Source organism: Pseudacidovorax intermedius (assembly GCF_001476815.1).
In the GTDB taxonomy this organism is placed as follows: domain Bacteria; phylum Pseudomonadota; class Gammaproteobacteria; order Burkholderiales; family Burkholderiaceae_C; genus Xenophilus; species Xenophilus intermedius_A.
Genome location: NZ_LDSL01000113.1, coordinates 1 through 17894 on the forward strand (window position 1 = coordinate 1; position 17894 = coordinate 17894).

Consider the following 17894-nt stretch of genomic DNA (forward strand, 5'->3'; position numbering starts at 1 on the left):
GGGCCGACAGGCGGCGCTCCACGGCGCCGGCATCGCCCGCCGCGCCGCCGCCGTGGAGCGCAGCCTGTCGGCCCTGCTCGGCACGCAGGACCAGCCCACCTACGGCGCCGGCCTCGGCCAGCGCGGCATGTTCGGCGCCGGCGCCATGCGCGGCGCCATGGCCGGCATGCACTGAGCGACACCGACCACCACCCGTTCATTGCAAGTGCGCCCCGGTCCGCTGATGCGGCCGGGGCGTTTTTTCATGGGCGCCGGTATCGCGTCAGGCCGAAAAGTCAGAGGGCGCGTGCTTTGGCCTGCAGCAGGCCTTGCCGAACGGCACGCAGCCTCCTGCACGGGTCAACCCGCGCGCAGCGACTGATGTCCCAGTCGGCGGGATATGGCCGCCGCACAGGCCTGGGCGGCGAGCGACTGCGTGCCATCCCAGGCGGTGTCGAAGGAGCGTGAGCGTCCCATCAGGGTGACGCCGAGAACGATGTTGCCCAAGTAATCGAAGACCGGCGCGGCAAAGGAGCAGACGCCGGGCGTGGGATTGTTGACGGCGCGGGAGACGCCGTACCGCCGCACCTCCTGCAACTGCGCCTGCAGGTCGTCGGTGTCGTTGGGCTGGGCGATGTCGGGCCCGAGGCGGCGCGCATCCTCCAGCAGCGATTCCTCGATCAGCCGCGCCGGCAGGTAGGCGGCGAACAGCCGGCCCGTGGCGGTGGACGCCAGCGACATCACCGTGCCGGTGCGGATGTTGGTGTGCAGCGGATAGATGGCGTCGAACAGGAACACGATGGTCGGCCCCTGGTTGCCCCAGACGGACAGCGCCACGCTGTGCCCGGTCTCGCGGGCCAGGTCTTCGGCAAAGGGCACCGCCTCGCGCACCGGGTTGAGCATGCGCAGCGTGACCAGGCCCAGCTGCATGGCCGTGGGCCCCAGCCAGTAGTGGCCGGTGGGCGCCTCCTGCGTCACCAGCCCCAGCTTGGAGAAGCTCACCAGGTACGGGTGCGCCTTGCCCGGCGCCATGTCTGCCGCCTTGGCCAACTCGCGCAAGGGCATGGGCCGGCCATGCGCGCCGAGGGCCAGCAAGAGCTGGCCGCCTGCTTCGACGGACTGGATGCCCCGTCGCTCCTTTTCCGCGCCCGATTCGCCCAGTTCGTTGTCCGGAAGGCCCATGCATGTCTCCTAACGCTTCGATCTTATCAAACAGATTCTTATAGGGTAAACAATTAGACAAGAGAAGATGCGTTAGCTGAATACTAACGGAACGGCGACAGCGTTCATCCGGAATCGCATGGGCCAAGGAGACATGGCGAATGACTGAAGGGCAAGAGATCTGCGACGTGCTGGTGGTCGGTACCGGCGCGTCCGGCATGTCCGCCGCGGTGACGGCGGCGCACCAGGGGCTCAAGGTGCTGGTGGTGGACAAGGCGCCGCAGTACGGCGGCACCACCGCGCGTTCGGGCGGATGGCTGTGGATTCCGGGTACCCGGCTGGCCACGGAGCAGGGCATCCACGAGCCGCCGGGTGCCGCAAGGGCCTACCTGCAGCATGAAGCCACCACCCATTTCGATGCCGCCCGGGTCGACGCCTTCCTGGAGAACGGCCCCAAGGCCATTGACTTCTTCACCCGCAACACCTGCGTGCAGTTCGACATGCCGCCGGTGTTCCCCGACTACCACGCCGAGGCGCCCGGCGGCCAGCCGGGCGGGCGCTCCATGGTCACGCGTCCCTTCGACGCGCGCGAGCTGGGCGAGCGCGTGGCACAGCTGGCGCCGCCGGTGCCCGAACTCACGGTGTTCGGAATGATGCTGGGCTCGGGCAAGGAGCTGTGGCACTTCCTGCGGGCCTTCAAGTCGCTCGAATCCTTTCTGTATGTGGCGCGGCGCTTCGGCGGCCACCTGCTGGACGTGCTGCGCCACGGCCGCGGCATGACGCTGACCAACGGCAATGCGCTCGCGGGCCGTCTGGCCAAGGCCGGCATGGACCTGGGCATTCCCGTCTGGCTCAACGCGCCGGTCCAGAAACTCATCGTCGAGGGGGATGCGGTGGTGGGCGCCACCGTCGTGCGCGAGGGCGTGCCCACCGACGTGCGGGTGCGCCGCGGCGTGGTGCTGGCCTGCGGCGGCTTTCCCCACGACGTGGAGCGCCGCAGGCAGCTCTTTCCGCATGCACCCACCGGCCGCGAGCACTTCACGCCATCGCCGCCGCTCAACACCGGCGATGGCCTGCGCCTGGGCGAGTCGGCGGGCGGCTGGGTCGACCCCACCATCCCGAATGCGGCAGCCTGGTGCCCCACCTCGGTGATCCGGCGCAAGGACGGCTCGCAGGGCGTGATGCCGCACTTCATCGACCGGGCCAAGCCGGGCGTCATCGCCGTCACCGCCCGGGGGCGCCGCTTCGCCAACGAGGCGCTGTCGTACCACGACTTCGTGCAGCGGCTGGTCAAGGCCTGCGCGGGCCTGCCGGAGGTGAGCTGCTGGCTGGTCTGCGACCACCCGCATCTGCGCCAGTACGGCATGGGCGCCGTGGCGCCGTTCCCGCTGCCCATCGGCAAGTACCTGCGCAACGGCTACCTGCGCCGCGGCCGCACGCTGGAGGAGCTGGCCCGCGCCATCGAGGTGCCGCCGGCCGCCCTGCAGGAGGAGGTGGAGGCCTTCAACCGCGACGCCGAAAGCGGCAACGACCGCCGCTTCCAGAAGGGCAGCACCGCCTACAACCGCTACCAGGGCGATTCTCTGGTCAAGCCCAATCCCTGCATGGCGCCGATCGAGAACGGGCCCTTCTACGCGATCCGCCTGGTGGTCGGCGAGATCGGCACCTTCGCCGGTCTGGCCACCGATGCCAGCTGCCGCGTGCTGAGCCAGGCGGGCCGGCCGATTCCCGGCCTGTTCGCCGTGGGCAACGACGCGGCCAGCGTCATGGGCGGCAACTATCCCGGTGCCGGCATCACGCTCGGGCCCGCGCTGACCTTCGGGTACGTGGTGGGCAATGTGCTGGCCAAGCAGGATGAACTGGGAACGACGGCCGTCACGCCGCCCAGCCCGCTCGCCGCTGTGCCACGCGACGTGCAGCCGGCCTGAGCGACACAGCTTCGCCCGCGTCCGACGCTTCATTCCTTCTTTCCTTCATTCCATGGACATCTCAGAACTCACGGCACCGCGCGTGCTGGCGGGCCGGACCGCGCTCGTCACCGGGGCAGGGCAGGGCAATGGCCGGGCGATCGCCTGCGGCCTGGCCCGGGCCGGCGCCACCGTCGTCGTCACCGACCTCCACGAAGGCAATGCGCAGGCCGTCGCGGCCGAGATCGAGGCGGCCGGGGGCCGGGCCTGTGCCTACGTGCTCGACGTCACCTCGCCCGAGGCCTGCGCGGCGCTGGCCGCCACGGTGTCGGACCAGGTGGCGGACCTCGACATCCTGGTCAACAACGCCGGCATCCTGGTTCGCGAAGGCATGGACAGCGCGCGGGCCGCGGACAACCTGTCGCGCACGCTGGACGTGAACGTCATGGGCACCTTCCATCCGACGCAGGCCTGGCTGCCGGCCCTGCGCCGCACGCGCGGGGTCGTCATCAACGTGGCCTCGATCGCCGCCAGCGTCGGCATCCCCGGCGTGGTGGGCTATTCGCCGTCGAAGGGCGCAGTGCGGCTCATGACGCAGGCGCTGGCCGTCGAGCTGGCGCGCGACGGCGTGCGCGTGAACGCCATCGCCCCCGGCGTGATCGAGACGCCGATGACGGCCTACACCCGCGAGGCGCCCGAGCGGCTCGACCGCTTCATGCAACGCACGCCCATGGGCCGGGTGGGGCAGCCCGAGGAACTGGTCGGCCCGGTGGTCTTCCTCGCCTCGCCGATGGCCAGCTACGTCACCGGCGTCACGCTGCCGGTGGACGGCGGCTTCCTCGCGGCCTGATCGCACGCCGGCACCACGCGGGAACACGCCGGGTTCCCTTCACCTTCGAACAACACAGCAGGAGACAGACATGCGCCTTCCGACCTTCTTCAAGCGGGCCTTGCTCGCCGCCGGCCTGGCCGCCGCCGCCGCGGCCGCCAGCGCGCAGGACATCAAGCTGGGCTACAACGGCGACCTCTCGGCCTCGCCCTCGGCACAGAGCGGCCAGGCCGCGGTGCTGGGCATGGAGGCGGCCATTGCCGACATCAATGCCGCCGGCGGCCTGCTCGGCCGCAAGCTGGTGCTGGTGACGCGCGACGACACCTCCGCGCCGCCCAAGTCCATCCAGAACATGAGCGAGCTGGTCGACAACGAGAAGGTGGCGGCGGTGTTCGGCCCCACCAACTCCGGCAACGCCATGGCCTGGAAGCACATCGCCAACCAGAAGAAGGTGCCCGTCATCGGCAACGTGGGCTCCGGCACCGACATCACCAAGCCCATGAGCCCGGGCGCCGACAACTACATGTTCCGCGTCTCGATGGTGGACCGCGAGCAGGTGGCGGCCCTGATGGCCTACGTGAAGAAGAACGCCGAGAAGTCCAAGGTGGTGGGCCTGATGGCGGAGACCACCGGCTACGGCCAGGGCGGGCTGAAGGACATGGAGGAGATCGCCAAGCTGCAGGGCATCAAGATCGCCGCCACCGAGCGCTTCGGCGTCGGCGACACCGACATGACCTCGCAGCTGGGCAAGATGAAGGCCGCCGGCGTGGACACCGTGGTGGTCTGGGCGCAGGGCACGCCCATCGCCCAGCTGGTGCGCAGCATGGAGAAGATCGACTACTTCCCGCTGGTGCTGACGTCGTGGGCGGCCGACAACATCACCTTCTACGACGCCGCCGGCAAGGCGCTGGCCGAGAAGCCGATCTTCATGCGCACAGTGAGCGAGACCCGCACACCGGCGCAGCAGAAGCTGTTCGAGCGCATCGGCGCGCGCCTGAAGGCGCCGGGCTCCTTCTCCTTCGCGCTGCATGGCTACGACTCGGTCATGCTGTATGCCGCAGCCGTCAAGCAGGCCGGCAGCGTGGACGGCCCGGCCGTGCGCGCCGCACTCGAAGACCTGAAGGCGCCCGTGCAGGGCGTGCTCAAGACCTACGACAGGCCCTTCAGCAAGACCAACCACGAGGCCCTGACCGCCAAGGACCTGGTCTGGATCCGCTGGAAGGACGGCAAGCTGATGCCCTATGCCGATCCCGTGATCAGCGGCCTGGCGCAGGCGGATTTCAAGCAGTAAGCAGCAGGCCGCGGCCGTCTCGCGGCACCCGGCGCGTCGTCGCGCGGGCCGGGCTTTTTCATCGGAGGCAGACATGACAGAGGCGCTCTTGCAGGCGGTCCTCAGTGGCCTGGCCGTGGGCGGTGCCTACGCGCTGGTGGCGCTGGGGTTCAGCATCACGTTCACGACCACGAAGACGCTCAATTTCTCGCACGGGGAGTTCGTCTCCGCCGGTGCCTTCATCGGCATGAGCGCGCTCTTCCTGGTGCTGGGGTTGCCGGTGAGTTCCACCAGCTTCGGTGCCGCCCAGCCGGGGGCCAGCGCTCAGCTGCTCGCGCTGGCCGGTGCGCTGGGCGTGATGGGCCTGCTGGGCTGGCTGCTGTACATGGTGGGCGTGCGGCCCTTCGCCGGCCGGCCGGGCATGGCCTGGGTGATGAGCACGCTGGGCTTCGGCGTCATCCTCCAGAGCATCGGCCTGGCCATCTGGGGACCCAAGCCGGTGGTGGTGCCCGGTCCCGTGGGGGATTCGGTGATCCGCATCCTGGGCGTGGGCGTGCGCCCGCAGGAGCTGCTCACGCTGGGCGTGGCGGTGGTGGTGATGCTGGGCTTCGACTGGGTGATGAACCGCACGATGGTCGGCAAGGCCATGCGCGCGGTGGCCGCCAACGGCAACGTCGCCAGCCTCATGGGCATCAACACCCAGGCCGTGATGATCGGTGCCTTCGTGGCCAGCTCCGCGTTGGCGGGCCTGTCGGGCTTCCTGCTGGCGCCCATCGCGCAGGCCTCGCTGTTCATGGGGCTGACCGTGGGGCTCAAGGGCTTCTCGGGCGCCATGATCGGCGGCCTGGGCAATCCGCGCGGCTGCGTCATCGGCGGCTTCGCGCTGGGCGTGCTGGAGTCGCTGGTCAACCTGTGGCAGGCGCAGTGGCGCGAGGTGGCGGTGTTCGCGCTGGTCATCCTGGTGCTGGCCTTCCGGCCCACGGGCCTGTTCGGCAAGCCGCTGGTGGAGAAGGTATGAACAACGCCCGGCACGTGGTCGGCGTGCTGCTGGTGGCCGCCGCGGTCATCGGCGCCACGGCGCTGGTCGACAACGACTACTACCTGCGCATCGTGTTCATGATGTGTGTCTACTACCTGTGCGCGGCGGGCATGAACGTGCTGGTCGGCTTTGCGGGGCAGAAGTCGCTGGGCCAGGCCGGGCTGTTCGCCGCCGGCGCCTACGCCGTGGCATTGCTCACCAGCCGCACAGAGATCAGCCCTTGGCTGGCGCTGGTGGCCGCCGCGGCCGTCTCGGCCCTGTGCGGCGTGCTGATCGCGCTGCCCTCGCTGCGCGTGAAGGGGCCCTACCTGGCGATGGTGACCCTGGCCTTCGGCATCGTGGTCGAGAAGCTGGTGGGGGAATGGACGGACGTCTTCGGCGGCGCCCAGGGCATCTACGGCATCCGCCCGATCACCTGGAACGGCCAGCCGCTCAGCCCGGCGCAATGGGTGGGCTTCGGCGTGGTGCTGTGCGCGCTGACGCACCTGCTGCTGCGCAACCTGCTGGCGGGCCGCTTCGGGCGGGCGCTGCTGTCGCTGCAGGCGGACGAGATCGCGTCCTCGTCGGTGGGGGTGCGGGTGTACCGGGCCAAGGTCATCGCCTTCGTGGTGGCCGCCGTCACCTGCGGCGTGGCGGGTGCGCTCGTGGCGCAGCAGAACCAGTACATCAATTCCGACTTCATCACCTTCCACCTGTCCATCTTCATCCTGCTGCTGGTGCTGTTCGGCGGCGCCGGCTCCACCTATGGGCCGCTGGTGGGCACGGTGGTGCTGACGGCGGTGGACGCCGCGCTGTCGCGCTGGCCCTCGGCCCAGCATTTCCTTTACGGCTTCCTGCTGCTCTTCGCGCTCTATGCGATGCCCGGCGGGGTGACGGGGCTGTTCCGGCGCGGCGCCGGCCGCGCTGCGGACAAGCCGCCCGCCGACGCACCGGCGACGAACCCTGCCCCCATGCTCCGCATCGGTCCGCAGGCCGACGGCGAACTGCTGGTCGTGCAGGGGCTGACCAAGGCCTATGGCGGCGTCAAGCCGGCGCAGGACGTGTCGTTCCGGCTCCAGCGCGGCCACATCCACGCGCTCATTGGGCCCAACGGTGCCGGCAAGAGCACCATGATCAACATGCTCACGGGCGTGGTGGCGCCCAGCGCGGGGTCGATCCGCTTCCTGGGCCGCGAGATCGCAGGCCGTCCGGTGCACGAGATCTGCTGCCTGGGCATGGGCCGCACCTTCCAGAACCTGCGGCTGTTCTCCGAGCTGTCCGTGCTCGACAACGTCATGCTGGGCCGGCACAGCCGCATGCGCAACGGCTTCTTCGCGTCGCTCCTGGCCCTGCCCGCGGCACGGCGCGAAGAGGCCGCCACGCGCGAGCGCGCCCTGCAGCTGCTGGCGCTGGTGGACCTGGGCCACCTGGCCCACCAGCCGGCCGGCAGCCTGCCTTATGGGCTGCAGCGGCGCGCCGAGCTGGCGCGGGCACTGGCCACCGAACCGCAGTTGCTGCTGCTGGACGAGCCGGCCGCCGGCCTCAATCCGCAGGAGACCGCCGAGCTGGGCCAGCTGCTGCTGCGCATCGGCCGCTGCGGCGTGAGCATCCTGATGGTGGAGCACCACATGGACCTGGTGATGGCCGTGTCCGACCACGTCATCGTGCTGGACTACGGCATCAAGATCGCCGAGGGAACGCCGGCCGAGGTGCAGTGCGATCCGCGCGTGGTGGAGGCCTACCTCGGCACCGATGAACCCGCGTCGGAGGCCGATCCCGCGCCGGCCGGGCCGGCGCCGGTGCTGTCCCTGGAACGCTGCGCCGCGTGAGGAGCCCGCCATGCTGAAGATCGAATCCGTCCAGGTGTCGTACGGCGCCATCGAGGCCGTCAAGGGTGTGAGCATGGAGGTGCGCGCCGGCGAGGTGGTCGCCATCATCGGCGCCAACGGTGCCGGCAAGAGCACGCTGCTCAAGAGCATCTGCGGGCTGGAGCCGGTGGTCGGCGGCCGCATCCTGCTCGACGGCGAGGACCTGGCCCGCGTGCCCGCGCATCGGCGCGTGGCGCTGGGCGTGGCCATGTCGCCCGAGGGCCGCGGCGTGTTCGCCGACCAGACGGTGCGCGAAAACCTGCTGCTGGGCGCCTACGGCCGCCGCAAGGACCCGGTGTCCGTCGAGGCCGCCATCGCGCGCGAGTTCCAGCGCTTTCCGCGGCTGGCCGAGCGGCAGCACCAGCTGTCGGGCACGCTGTCCGGCGGCGAGCAGCAGATGTTGGCCATCTCCCGCGCGCTGATGAGCGAGCCGCGCCTGCTGCTGCTGGACGAGCCCTCGCTCGGCCTGGCGCCGCTGATCATCAAGGACATCTTCGAGGCCATCCGGCAGCTGCGCCGCTCCGGCCTGACCATCCTGCTGGTCGAGCAGATGGCCCGGCAGGCGCTGGCCGTGGCCGACCGGGCCTATGTGCTGGAGACGGGCCGCATCACGCTCGAAGGCGCCGGCCGCGCCCTGCTGGACGACGCCAAGGTGCGGGCCGCCTACCTGGGCGCGCACTGAGTCTTTCTTTCTCATCCAAGGACCCCATGACCCCCACCAAGACATTCGCCAGCCAGGCCGACCTGGAAGAAAAGAAGATCAGCTTCACCCGGATCTCCGAACATGCCTGGGCCTACACCGCCGAGGGCGACCCCAACACCGGCGTCATCATCGGCGACGACGCCGTGCTGGTGGCCGACACCCAGGCCACGCCGGCGATGGCGCAGGACGTGATCCGCCGCATCCGCGAGGTGACCGACAAGCCCATCCGCTACGTGCTGCTCACGCACTACCACGCGGTGCGTGTGCTGGGCGCCAGTGCCTACGGCGCCGAGCAGATCATCGCCAGCCAGGACACCTACGACCTGATCGTGGAACGCGGCGAGGCCGACAAGGCCAGCGAGATCGGCCGCTTCCCGCGCCTGTTCAGCAATGTCGAAACCGTGCCCCCCGGCATGACCTGGCCCACGATGACCTTCAGCGGCCGCATGACCCTCTGGCTGGGCAAGCTGGAGGTGCAGCTGCTGCAGCTGGGCCGCGGCCACACCAAGGGCGACACGGTCGCCTGGCTGCCGGGCGAGCGGGCGCTGCTGTCGGGCGACCTGGTCGAGTTCGGTGCCACGCCCTATGCGGGCGATGCGTACTTCAAGGACTGGCCCGAGACCCTGCGCCGGGTGGAAGCGCTCCAGCCCCAGGTGCTGGTGCCCGGCCGCGGCGCCGCGCTCACCACGCCGCAGGAAGTGGCGCAGGGCCTGGCCGACACCCGGCAGTTCATCGCCGACGTGTACGCCAGCGTGCAGGCCGGCGTCGCAGCGGGGCAGGACCTGAATGCCGTCTACCGCGCCACCTATGCCGCGCTCAAGCCGAAGTACGGGCACTGGGTGATCTTCGACCACTGCATGCCCTTCGACGTCACCCGCTGCTACGACGAGGCCACGCAGTACGCCGATCCGCGCATCTGGACCGCCGAGCGCGACGTCGAGATGTGGAAGGCGCTGGAAGGTTGAGCGGTCCCCGGATGGACACGTCCGCCGACACGCCGGGCGCTTCCCAGCCCCGGCTATTCCAGCCCCTGCAATTGCGCGGCCTGACGCTGGCCAACCGGGTGGTGATCTCGCCCATGTGCCAGCACGCGGCCCGGGACGGGCAGGCCGGCCCCTGGCACCTCGTGCATCTTGGCAAATTCGCGCTGGGCGGTGCCGGGCTCATCCTGACCGAGAGCACGGCCGTGGACCCGCGCGGGCGCATCGGCACCGCCGATCTCGGGCTGTGGTCCGACAGCCAGGTTGCGCCCCTCCAGGCCGTGGTGGACTTCGTGCACGACAACGGCGCGGCCATCGGCGTGCAGCTGGCCCACGCCGGCCGCAAGGCCGGCAGCCAGCCGCTGTGGGAGGGCGGTGCCGCCCTGAGCGACGCGCAGATGCAGGCCGACAGCCTGCCCTGGGCGCGGCTGGGTGCCAGCCCCTTGGCCGCGGGGCCCGGCTGGTCGGCGCCCGCAGCCATGGATGCGGCGCAGATCGAGGCGGCCATCGACGCCTTCGTGCAGGCCGCCGTGCGCGCCGACCGCGCTGGCTTCGACGTGGCGGAGCTGCACTTCGGCCACGGCTACCTGGTTGCTTCCTTTTTGTCGCCCCACGCCAACCAGCGGCAGGATGCCTGGGGCGGCAGCCTGCAGGGGCGGATGAAGCTGGCCCTGGACATCGCCGGCCGGGTGCGCGCCGTGTGGCCCGCCGCCAAGCCGCTGTTCTGCCGCCTGTCGGCGGTCGATGGCAGCGTCGGCGGCTGGGGCCTGGAAGACTCGGTGGTGCTGGCCCGCGCACTGGCCGAGCGCGGCGTGGACGTCATCGACTGTTCCTCGGGCGGCCTCACCGAGGAGACCAAGGCGCTGCCCGTGCCGCGTGGCCTGGGCTTTCAGGTGCCGTTTGCTGCACGCATCCGCGAAGCCGCCGGCGTGAAGACGCAGGCGGTGGGCATGATCGTGGATGCGCACCAGGCGGAGTCGGTGCTGCGCGAGGGCCAGGCCGACCTGATCGCGCTCGGCCGCGAGGCCCTGTGGGATCCGTACTGGGCCCACCATGCGGCCCAGGCGCTGGGGGCGGATCCGCAGTTCCGGCACTGGCCGGTGCGGCACGGCGTGTGGTTGGCGAAGCGGGCGCCGTCGCTGGCACGGGCCCGCGACGAGGCCGGGAGAACCGGCACACCACTGCCTGCGGGCTGAGCGCCCGAGGGGCGCCCGGCGGCTTCAGTGCCCCCGCATCTTCGCCCGCAAGCGGGCCACCGCCTGGCTGTGCAGCTGGCACACGCGCGACTCGGTGATGCTGAGCACGGCCGCGATCTCCTTGAGGTTCATGTCGTGCTCGTAGTACATGCCCATGATGTAGCGCTCGCGCTCGGGCAGGGACTCGATGGCCGCCACCAGGGCCGAGCGCAGGCGCTGGTCCTTGAGCACGCTCATCGGGTCGGCCTCGTTGTCGGCCACGTGGCGCTCGAGGAAGGCCTCCTCGTCGTCGCGGCCCTCGCCGCCCATGTCCTCCAGGTACAGCAGCTGGGTGCCGCGCACGCGGCCCAGCAGCGACTGGTACTCGGCCAGCGGCATCTGCAGCTCGGCGGCGATCTCGGATTCCTGGGGGGCGCGGCCCAGCTTGTGCTCCAGCCGCACGACGGCCTGCTCGATCTGCTTCTGGCTCTTGCGCGAGCCGCGCGACATCCAGTCGCCGTCGCGCAGTTCGTCGAGCATGGCGCCGCGGATGCGCTGCGAGGCGAAGGTCTCGAACTGCACGCCCTGGGCCGCGTCGTAGCGCGACAGGGCGTCGACCAGGCCGATCATGCCGACCTGGATCAGGTCGTCGACCTCGACGTTGGGCGGGAGCTTGGCGACCATGTGATGCGCGAGACGTTGCACCAGCGGCACGTACTGGCGGATCAACGCATCGCGATCAAGGCGGCCCTTGGGGGTGTACATCTTCTGGAAAGCAGCGGCGGCGGCGGGAGCAAGCATGGTGGACGGTTCCCGCTCTCAGCGCCGAGGGCTGCATTGTGCCGGGGAAAGCAGGAGGTCGAGGTCCTCCACGCACCGCGGCTCGAACGCACCGCGCAGCGGGGCGTTGAAGGTTTCGCGCAACAGCTCCGCCGCGCGGGCGGGCCGCCAGTCCTCGGGCACGTTCTGGCCGCAGCCCAGGCCGCGCAGGCGCAGGCCGTGGCGCATCAGCACGTCCAGCGCCGGGCCGAGCTTGACGGCCTCGTCGATCTTGGTGAGCAGCGCATGCCGGGCGCCGTCGTCGCGGAAGGCCTGGGCCACCTCGTCCAGCGCGTCGCCCTGCGCGCCGGCATTGAGTACCACCAGTGGCTGCACGCCGGGCAGCGCGAGCTGGCCCATCTGCACCTGGCGGCGCGGGTCGTGCGGCGCATGGCCGGCGGTGTCGATGAGCACCAGGCGCTTGCGGGCCAGCAGGTTCAGCAGCTCCTGCAGGGCGGGCGTGTCGTGGGCCTGGTGGGCCACGACGTCGATGCTGCGGCCGAAGGCGCGCAGCTGTTCGTGGGCTCCGGCGCGCTGGGTGTCGAGGGTGATCAATCCCACGCTGGCGGCGCCGTGGGCGCGGGCACACAGCGTGGCGAGCTTGGCGATGGCGGTGGTCTTGCCGACGCCGGTGGCGCCCACCAGCGCGAGGATGCCGCCTTCGTCTTCCAGCGGCGCGGCCTCGTCGTCGATGGCCAGCAGGCGCGTGAAGGTGTTCATCACATGGGCTTCCGCGGCGGCCGGCGCGGCCCCGGGCAGCACCGGCTGCAGGACGGCGCGCACCAGCGGCGCGGAGAAGCCGGCGCGCACCAGGCGCAGCATCAGCTCGGCCAGGGCCGGGTCCTGCCGGGCGCGGCCCAGCCAGGAGACGGCCTCGAAGCGGCTCTCGACCATCTGGCGCAGGGCGCGCAGCTCGGCCATGACCTCGGCGTTGGCGGGGGCCGTGATGGCCGGGGAGGCGATCGGCTCGGCGGCCGGCGCGAAGGGCTGGGCCGGGGCGGTCGTCCACGCGGCGGCTTGCGGCTGCATGGCAGGCGTGGGCGCGGGGGCCGCGGGCGTCGGCGTCGGCACGACCGGCTTGCGCGTGGCGATGGGTGCGGCAGCCGGCGGCATGGCGGCCATGGCGGCGCGCGCGGCCACTGCGGCGGCCGCGGCGGCGGGCGCCACCGGCGCGGCCTGCGCCGCGCTTTCCTGCTGCTTGCGCAGCATGCGTTCGCGCACGAAGTCCTGGAAGGAGAGGGTGCTCATCGCCAGGCGGTTGGCGTCGTCCTCGACCGAGCTGTCGTTCAGGTCGGCGGCACGGGCGACGGCGGCGCGTGCGGCGCTGGCGACGGGCGCCGGTGCGGCGGCGGGCGGGGCCGTGGGCGCGGCGGGTGCCGCGGCCGCCTTCTGCAGGCCGGCAAGCGATTCCTCGGAGGCGGCCATCACCTCCACGCCCTGCTCGGTCTGCTTGTTGGACAGGATCAGGGCGCCGTCGCCGAAGGCGGCCCGGGCCATGTTCATGGCTTCGCGCGCGGTGGGGGCCAGAAAGCGTTGGATGTTCATGGTTCAGGCGTGGGACGGCTGAAGGCGGGACAGGCGGTTGGCGCGTCGCATGCTCATGCGGCAGCGCCGCCGCGCAGGATCGGGCCGATGCGGATGGTGTGGGTCTCGGGAATCTCGCTGTGCGACAGCACGGCCAGGCGCGGCGCGGTGCGGCGCACCAGGCGGGCGATGGCGCCGCGGATGGCGTCGGGCACCAGCAGGCAGGCCGGCACGCCGCGCTCTTCCTGGCGGTTGGCCACGTCGGCGGCGGACTGGGTCAGCGCATCGGCCACGCCGGGGTCCAGCGCCGGGCCCTGCGCATTGCCCAGGGCCTGCATCAGGAGGCGCTCGAAGCCGGGCTCGATGGCGATGACGTCCAGTTCCTTCACCGGGCCGTAGATCTGCTGCACGATGGCCGGCGCCAGGGCCACGCGCACGCGGCGGGCCAGTTCTGCGGCATCGGTCACTGTGGCCGCCTGCTCGGCCAGCGTCTCGACGATGGTGCGGATGTCGCGGATGTGCACGCCTTCCTCCAGCAGCAGCTGGAGCACCTTCTGGAAGGTGGCGATCGGGATGAGCTTGGGCACCACCTCTTCGATCAGCTTGGGGCTGTACTGGCTGACGTGTTCCACGAGTTGCTGGGTTTCGGATCGGCTGAGCAGGCGGGCTGCCTGGGTCTGCATCAAATGTGACAGATGGGTGGCCATCACGGTCTCCGGATCAACGACCGTGAAACCCGCCATTTGTGCGCTGTCGCGGTAACGGGCCTCGATCCAGGTGGCCGGCAGGCCGAAGGCGGGGTCGGTGGTGGCCGTGCCGATCAGCGGCGTGGCGATGCCGCCGGGGTTGATGGCGAGGAACATGCCGGGGAAGGCCTCACCCTCGGACACGACGACGCCGCGCAGCGTCACGCGGTAGCCGCTGGGCTTGAGTTCCAGGTTGTCCCGCACGTGCACGGCCGGCGGCAGAAAGCCGACTTCCTGCGCGAACTTGCGGCGCACGCCCTTGATGCGGGTGAGCAGGTCGCCCTGGCGGTTCTTGTCCACCAGCGTGATCAGGCGGTAGCCCAGTTCCAGGCCCAGCAGCGAGATGGGCTGCAGGTCGGCCCAGGTGGCGTCGGCCTCGGGCGGCGGCTCGGTGGACTTGGGCGTTTCGGCCTCGATGCGCTTGCGCCGTGCCAGCGACCAGGCGGCCCAGCCCAGCAGGCCGGCCATGCCCAGGAACACCACGTGCGGCATGCCCGGCACGATGCCCAGCAGCAGCAGGATGGCGGCCGTCAGGCCCAGCGAGCGCGGCGAGGTGAAGACCTGCTGCATGATCTGGCGGCCGACGTCGTCTTCCTTGCCCACGCGCGAGACCACCATGGCCGCGGCCACCGAGATCAGCAGGCCCGGGATCTGCGCCACCAGCGCATCGCCCACGGCCAGCAGCACGTAGGTGTTGGCGGCCTCGCCGGCCGGCATGCCGTGCTGCAGCACGCCCACGGTGAAGCCGCCGATGACGCTGATCACCAGGATCAGGATGCCGGCCATGGCGTCGCCGCGCACGAACTTGGAGGCGCCGTCCATGGCGCCGAAGAAGTTGGCTTCTTCCGCCACTTCGGCGCGGCGCTGGCGGGCTTCCTTCTCGTTGATGGTGCCGGCGTTGAGGTCCGCGTCCACCGCCATCTGCTTGCCGGGCATGGCGTCCAGCGTGAAGCGGGCCGACACCTCGGCGATGCGCTCCGCGCCCTTGGTCACCACCACGAAGTTGATGACCACCAGGATGGCGAACACGATCAGGCCGACCGCGAAGTTGCCGCCGATCAGGAAGTGGCCGAAGGCCTCGATCACCGCGCCGGCGGCGCCGGGGCCGGTGTGGCCTTCGAGCAGCACCACCCGCGTGGAGGCCACGTTGAGCGACAGCCGCATCAGCGTCGTCAGCAGCAGCACGGTGGGGAAGGCGGCGAAGTCCAGCGGCTTCGTCATGTACGCCGCCACCATCATCACCATCAGCGCGGCGGCGATATTGAGCGTGAAGAAGCCGTCCAGCAGCCAGGCCGGGATCGGCAGCACCATCAGCGCCAGGATGGCGATGACCAGGAGCGGCGCGGCCAGGCGCTGCAGGCCGGCGGAATCGGGCCCGTCGCCGAACAGGCCGCGCATGGTGCGTTGGAGCGCGTTCATTCCTCGGTCCTCATTCGTCGTTCAGCGCCGCCAGGGCCTTGGGGTCGTTGAGCGGATCCAGCTCGGCCGGCACCGCCGGCTCGGGCACGGTCTGCGGATAGGGGCCGCGGCCCTGCAGCGCGGCCTTGAGCCGGTACACGTAGGCCAGGATCTGCGCCACGGCATTGAAGAGCTGGCTGGGGATGGGCTGGTCGATCTCGGCATGCGCATAGAGCGCACGGGCCAGCATGGGCGACTGGATCACCGGCACGTCGTGGGCCTTGGCGACGTCGCGGATCTTCATGGCCAGCAGGTCCGAGCCCTTGGAGACGACGTGCGGTGCGTCCATGCCGGCCTCGTCGTAGCGCAGGGCGACGGCGAAGTGGGTCGGGTTCATCACCACGAAGTCGGCGCGCGGCACGGCCGTGATGCTGGCGCGCTGCAGGATGGCGCGCGCGGCCTTGCGCTGCTGGCCCTTGACGTGCGGATTGCCGTCGCTGTCCTTGTGCTCCTGCTTCACTTCCTCGACGGACATCTTCAGCCGCGAGCGGTGCAGCCAGCCCTGCAGCGGCACGTCGGCGATGGCGGCCACCACCAGCACCAGCAGTGCCATGGCGGTGCCCTTGACCAGCCAGTCGGCGAAGTAGGGCAGGGCGGTGGGCGCCGGCATCATGACCATGCGGGCCAGCGCGTCCATGGAGCCGCGCACGTAGACATAGGCCACGCCGCCCAGCACGCCCGACAGCAGGATCAGCTTGGGCAGGACGGCGGCCTGCTGCTTGCTGAACAGGCGGCCCAGGCCGGACAGCGGATTCAGCCGGGATAGATCGGGCGTGATGGCCTTGGCGCTCAGCACCCAGCCGCCGGTGGCCAGCGTGGCGATGACCGAGGCGGCCATCACCACCAGGGCGAAGCCCAGGCAGGCGGCCAGGCCGAGCAGGCCGAACTGGATGGCCCGCTCGCCCATCGCTGCGGGCCGTGCCACGTCGAGCGGGCCGAAGCGCAGGGCGGCGGCCAGGGCGTCGCGCATGGCACCGAAGGCGAAGGGGGCCAGCAGCAGCAGCGTGACGCAGCCGGTGCCCACCACGGCCAGGTGGGTCAGGTCGCGCGAGCGCGGAACCTGGCCGTCGCGGCGTGCCTGGTCCAGGCGCCGCTGCGTGGCGGGGAGCTTCTTGTCCTGGCTGGATGACATGGCGGCGGCGAACGTGGGGCGGGTGTTCGGGCCATTGTCGGCAGGGGGGTCGCGCGCTAAAGGCCGATAAAGGCCGGCGCGGGGCGGCTAATCCGGCGCTTGGCCGGACCGTGCGCGGTGATGGGTCAGAGCTTGCGCGGGGCCGGTGGGGCGGCCGCGGGCGGCTCGGCCGCCACGGGCTTGGCGAGGGCCGGTTTGGCGGGCGCGGGCCTGGCGGCGGGCTCGGCCTCGGCTTCGGCCTCGCCGGCCGCGGCTTCCTGGGCCGGTGCGGCGCTGCCGTGTTCCTTCATGGCCTTCACGGCATCGGCGGCATCGACGCTCTTGCGGCCGTCCATGCGGGCCTCGGCCTCGCGGGTGAGCACGGTGATGCTGATGCGCCGGTTGACCGGTGCGGTGCGCTCGGCCTTGTCCAGCGGGTCGCTGGCGGCCAGGCCCACCACGCGGATGAGCTTGTCCTCCGGCATGCCGGCGGCCACCAGCTCGCGCCGCGAGGCATTGGCCCGGTCGGCCGACAGCTCCCAGTTGCTGTAGCCGCGCTCCCCGTTGCCGTAGGGCGTGGAATCGGTGTGGCCGGCCAGGCTGACCTTGTTCTCGATGCCCTTGAGCGAGCTGCCGATGGCCGAGAGGATGTCGCGCATGTAGGGCTTCACCAGCGCGCTGCCGGTGTCGAACATGGCGCGCTGCTGGGCGTCGACGATCTGGATCTCCAGGCCGTCGGGCGTGGTCTCCAGCCGGATCTGCGAGCGGAACTCGCGCAGCCGCACGTCGCTGGTGATCATCACCTCGATCTTGCCGCGCAGCACCTCCAGGCGCTTGGCGTCCTCCTTGGCGGCCTGGGCCTTCTTGGTGGACTCGATGCTGGGCCGGCCCTTCTCCTTGCCGCCGTCGGTGCTGCGTCGCAGCTCGCCGGTGGCGCGCGTCAGGTCGTTGCCGCCGCCGGTCACGATGCTGGTGCTGCTGCCCGTGCCGGGGCCGCCGGCCATCTCCACCTTCAGCGGCGAGTTGAAGTACATGGCGATGCCCTGCAGGTCGCCCTTGGTGGTCGAGCCCAGCAGCCACATCAGCAGGAAGAAGGCCATCATGGCCGTCACGAAGTCGGCGTAAGCGATCTTCCAGGCGCCGCCATGGTTGGCGTGCACCACTTTCTTGACCCGCTTGACGATGATCGGCTGGAGCTTGCGGCCCGAGGAACCGGTGGCCATGGTGCTGTGCTGGTGGTGTTGGGTTCAGGAAGCGCGGCGATCAGAAGGCCGCGGAGCAGGCCACGCGAGTGCACCCGCGGAACGGGCTTTGCCCGGCCGCCGGGTGCGCCCCCTTGAGGGGGG

14 protein-coding genes are annotated in these 17894 nt (G+C 70.9%); 8 read left to right on the plus strand and 6 right to left on the minus strand.

The window, feature by feature from the left end; genetic code table 11:
• Positions 1 to 339: 339 nt before the first annotated feature.
• Positions 340 to 1161 (minus strand): IclR family transcriptional regulator, encoded by an 822-nt coding sequence (locus tag NS331_RS17220; RefSeq protein ID WP_058643195.1) that lies wholly within the window; start codon positions 1159 to 1161, stop codon positions 340 to 342.
• Positions 1162 to 1301: 140 nt separating this feature from the next.
• Between NS331_RS17220 and NS331_RS17225 the strand changes: the two genes are divergently transcribed.
• From NS331_RS17225 to NS331_RS17260, 8 genes are all read left to right on the plus strand, one after another.
• On the plus strand, positions 1302 to 3068 hold the full coding sequence (locus tag NS331_RS17225) for an FAD-dependent oxidoreductase (protein ID WP_058643196.1): 1767 nt from the start codon (positions 1302 to 1304) through the stop codon (positions 3066 to 3068).
• Positions 3069 to 3120: 52 nt separating this feature from the next.
• The gene (locus NS331_RS17230; RefSeq protein WP_058643197.1) at positions 3121 to 3897 is read left to right on the plus strand and encodes an SDR family NAD(P)-dependent oxidoreductase; all 777 of its coding nucleotides are present in this window, start codon (positions 3121 to 3123) and stop codon (positions 3895 to 3897) included.
• A 70-nt stretch (positions 3898 to 3967) separates the two neighbouring features.
• The gene (locus tag NS331_RS17235; RefSeq protein WP_058643198.1) at positions 3968 to 5167 is read left to right on the plus strand and encodes an ABC transporter substrate-binding protein; all 1200 of its coding nucleotides are present in this window, start codon (positions 3968 to 3970) and stop codon (positions 5165 to 5167) included.
• A gap of 73 nt (positions 5168 to 5240) precedes the next feature.
• Positions 5241 to 6164, plus strand: a complete 924-nt coding sequence (locus NS331_RS17240; protein ID WP_058643199.1) for a branched-chain amino acid ABC transporter permease — start codon at positions 5241 to 5243, stop codon at positions 6162 to 6164.
• Complete coding sequence (locus NS331_RS17245) at positions 6161 to 7993, plus strand: branched-chain amino acid ABC transporter ATP-binding protein/permease (RefSeq protein ID WP_058643200.1); 1833 nt, start codon at positions 6161 to 6163, stop codon at positions 7991 to 7993. The genes NS331_RS17240 and NS331_RS17245 overlap by 4 nt, the downstream gene beginning before the upstream one ends.
• A gap of 10 nt (positions 7994 to 8003) precedes the next feature.
• A complete protein-coding gene (locus NS331_RS17250) occupies positions 8004 to 8714 on the plus strand; it encodes an ABC transporter ATP-binding protein (RefSeq protein WP_058643201.1) in 711 nt (236 codons plus the stop codon).
• A gap of 26 nt (positions 8715 to 8740) precedes the next feature.
• A complete protein-coding gene (locus NS331_RS17255; protein ID WP_058643202.1) occupies positions 8741 to 9700 on the plus strand; it encodes an MBL fold metallo-hydrolase in 960 nt (319 codons plus the stop codon).
• Between the two features lie 11 nt (positions 9701 to 9711).
• On the plus strand, positions 9712 to 10911 hold the full coding sequence (locus NS331_RS17260) for an NADH:flavin oxidoreductase/NADH oxidase (RefSeq protein ID WP_058643203.1): 1200 nt from the start codon (positions 9712 to 9714) through the stop codon (positions 10909 to 10911).
• Positions 10912 to 10935: 24 nt separating this feature from the next.
• Here NS331_RS17260 and NS331_RS17265 read toward each other — a convergent pair whose 3' ends face one another.
• The 5 genes from NS331_RS17265 to motB form a co-directional block, all read right to left on the minus strand.
• Complete coding sequence (locus NS331_RS17265; RefSeq protein ID WP_058643207.1) at positions 10936 to 11655, minus strand: RNA polymerase sigma factor FliA; 720 nt, start codon at positions 11653 to 11655, stop codon at positions 10936 to 10938.
• Positions 11656 to 11709: 54 nt separating this feature from the next.
• Positions 11710 to 13254 (minus strand): flagellar biosynthesis GTPase FlhF, encoded by a 1545-nt coding sequence (gene flhF, locus NS331_RS17270; RefSeq protein ID WP_058643204.1) that lies wholly within the window; start codon positions 13252 to 13254, stop codon positions 11710 to 11712.
• Positions 13255 to 13307: 53 nt separating this feature from the next.
• Complete coding sequence (flhA, locus tag NS331_RS17275; protein ID WP_153012907.1) at positions 13308 to 15377, minus strand: flagellar biosynthesis protein FlhA; 2070 nt, start codon at positions 15375 to 15377, stop codon at positions 13308 to 13310.
• Positions 15378 to 15408: 31 nt separating this feature from the next.
• Positions 15409 to 16569 (minus strand): EscU/YscU/HrcU family type III secretion system export apparatus switch protein, encoded by a 1161-nt coding sequence (locus NS331_RS17280; RefSeq protein ID WP_058643206.1) that lies wholly within the window; start codon positions 16567 to 16569, stop codon positions 15409 to 15411.
• Positions 16570 to 16694: 125 nt separating this feature from the next.
• Positions 16695 to 17771, minus strand: a complete 1077-nt coding sequence (motB, locus tag NS331_RS17285; protein ID WP_082702576.1) for a flagellar motor protein MotB — start codon at positions 17769 to 17771, stop codon at positions 16695 to 16697.
• Between the last annotated feature and the right edge of the window lie 123 nt (positions 17772 to 17894).

What these genes read in the sequence shown, in the direction of transcription:
- NS331_RS17220 (WP_058643195.1), bottom strand. Translation starts at nt 1,161, where the DNA reads ATGGGCCTTCCGGACAACGAACTGGGCGAATCGGGCGCGGAAAAGGAG.
- NS331_RS17225 (WP_058643196.1), top strand. Translation starts at nt 1,302, where the DNA reads ATGACTGAAGGGCAAGAGATCTGCGACGTGCTGGTGGTCGGTACCGGC.
- NS331_RS17230 (WP_058643197.1), top strand. Translation starts at nt 3,121, where the DNA reads ATGGACATCTCAGAACTCACGGCACCGCGCGTGCTGGCGGGCCGGACC.
- NS331_RS17235 (WP_058643198.1), top strand. Translation starts at nt 3,968, where the DNA reads ATGCGCCTTCCGACCTTCTTCAAGCGGGCCTTGCTCGCCGCCGGCCTG.
- NS331_RS17240 (WP_058643199.1), top strand. Translation starts at nt 5,241, where the DNA reads ATGACAGAGGCGCTCTTGCAGGCGGTCCTCAGTGGCCTGGCCGTGGGC.
- NS331_RS17245 (WP_058643200.1), top strand. Translation starts at nt 6,161, where the DNA reads ATGAACAACGCCCGGCACGTGGTCGGCGTGCTGCTGGTGGCCGCCGCG.
- NS331_RS17250 (WP_058643201.1), top strand. Translation starts at nt 8,004, where the DNA reads ATGCTGAAGATCGAATCCGTCCAGGTGTCGTACGGCGCCATCGAGGCC.
- NS331_RS17255 (WP_058643202.1), top strand. Translation starts at nt 8,741, where the DNA reads ATGACCCCCACCAAGACATTCGCCAGCCAGGCCGACCTGGAAGAAAAG.
- NS331_RS17260 (WP_058643203.1), top strand. Translation starts at nt 9,712, where the DNA reads ATGGACACGTCCGCCGACACGCCGGGCGCTTCCCAGCCCCGGCTATTC.
- NS331_RS17265 (WP_058643207.1), bottom strand. Translation starts at nt 11,655, where the DNA reads ATGTACACCCCCAAGGGCCGCCTTGATCGCGATGCGTTGATCCGCCAG.
- flhF (WP_058643204.1), bottom strand. Translation starts at nt 13,254, where the DNA reads ATGAACATCCAACGCTTTCTGGCCCCCACCGCGCGCGAAGCCATGAAC.
- flhA (WP_153012907.1), bottom strand. Translation starts at nt 15,377, where the DNA reads ATGCGCGGCCTGTTCGGCGACGGGCCCGATTCCGCCGGCCTGCAGCGC.
- NS331_RS17280 (WP_058643206.1), bottom strand. Translation starts at nt 16,569, where the DNA reads ATGTCATCCAGCCAGGACAAGAAGCTCCCCGCCACGCAGCGGCGCCTG.
- motB (WP_082702576.1), bottom strand. Translation starts at nt 17,771, where the DNA reads ATGGCCACCGGTTCCTCGGGCCGCAAGCTCCAGCCGATCATCGTCAAG.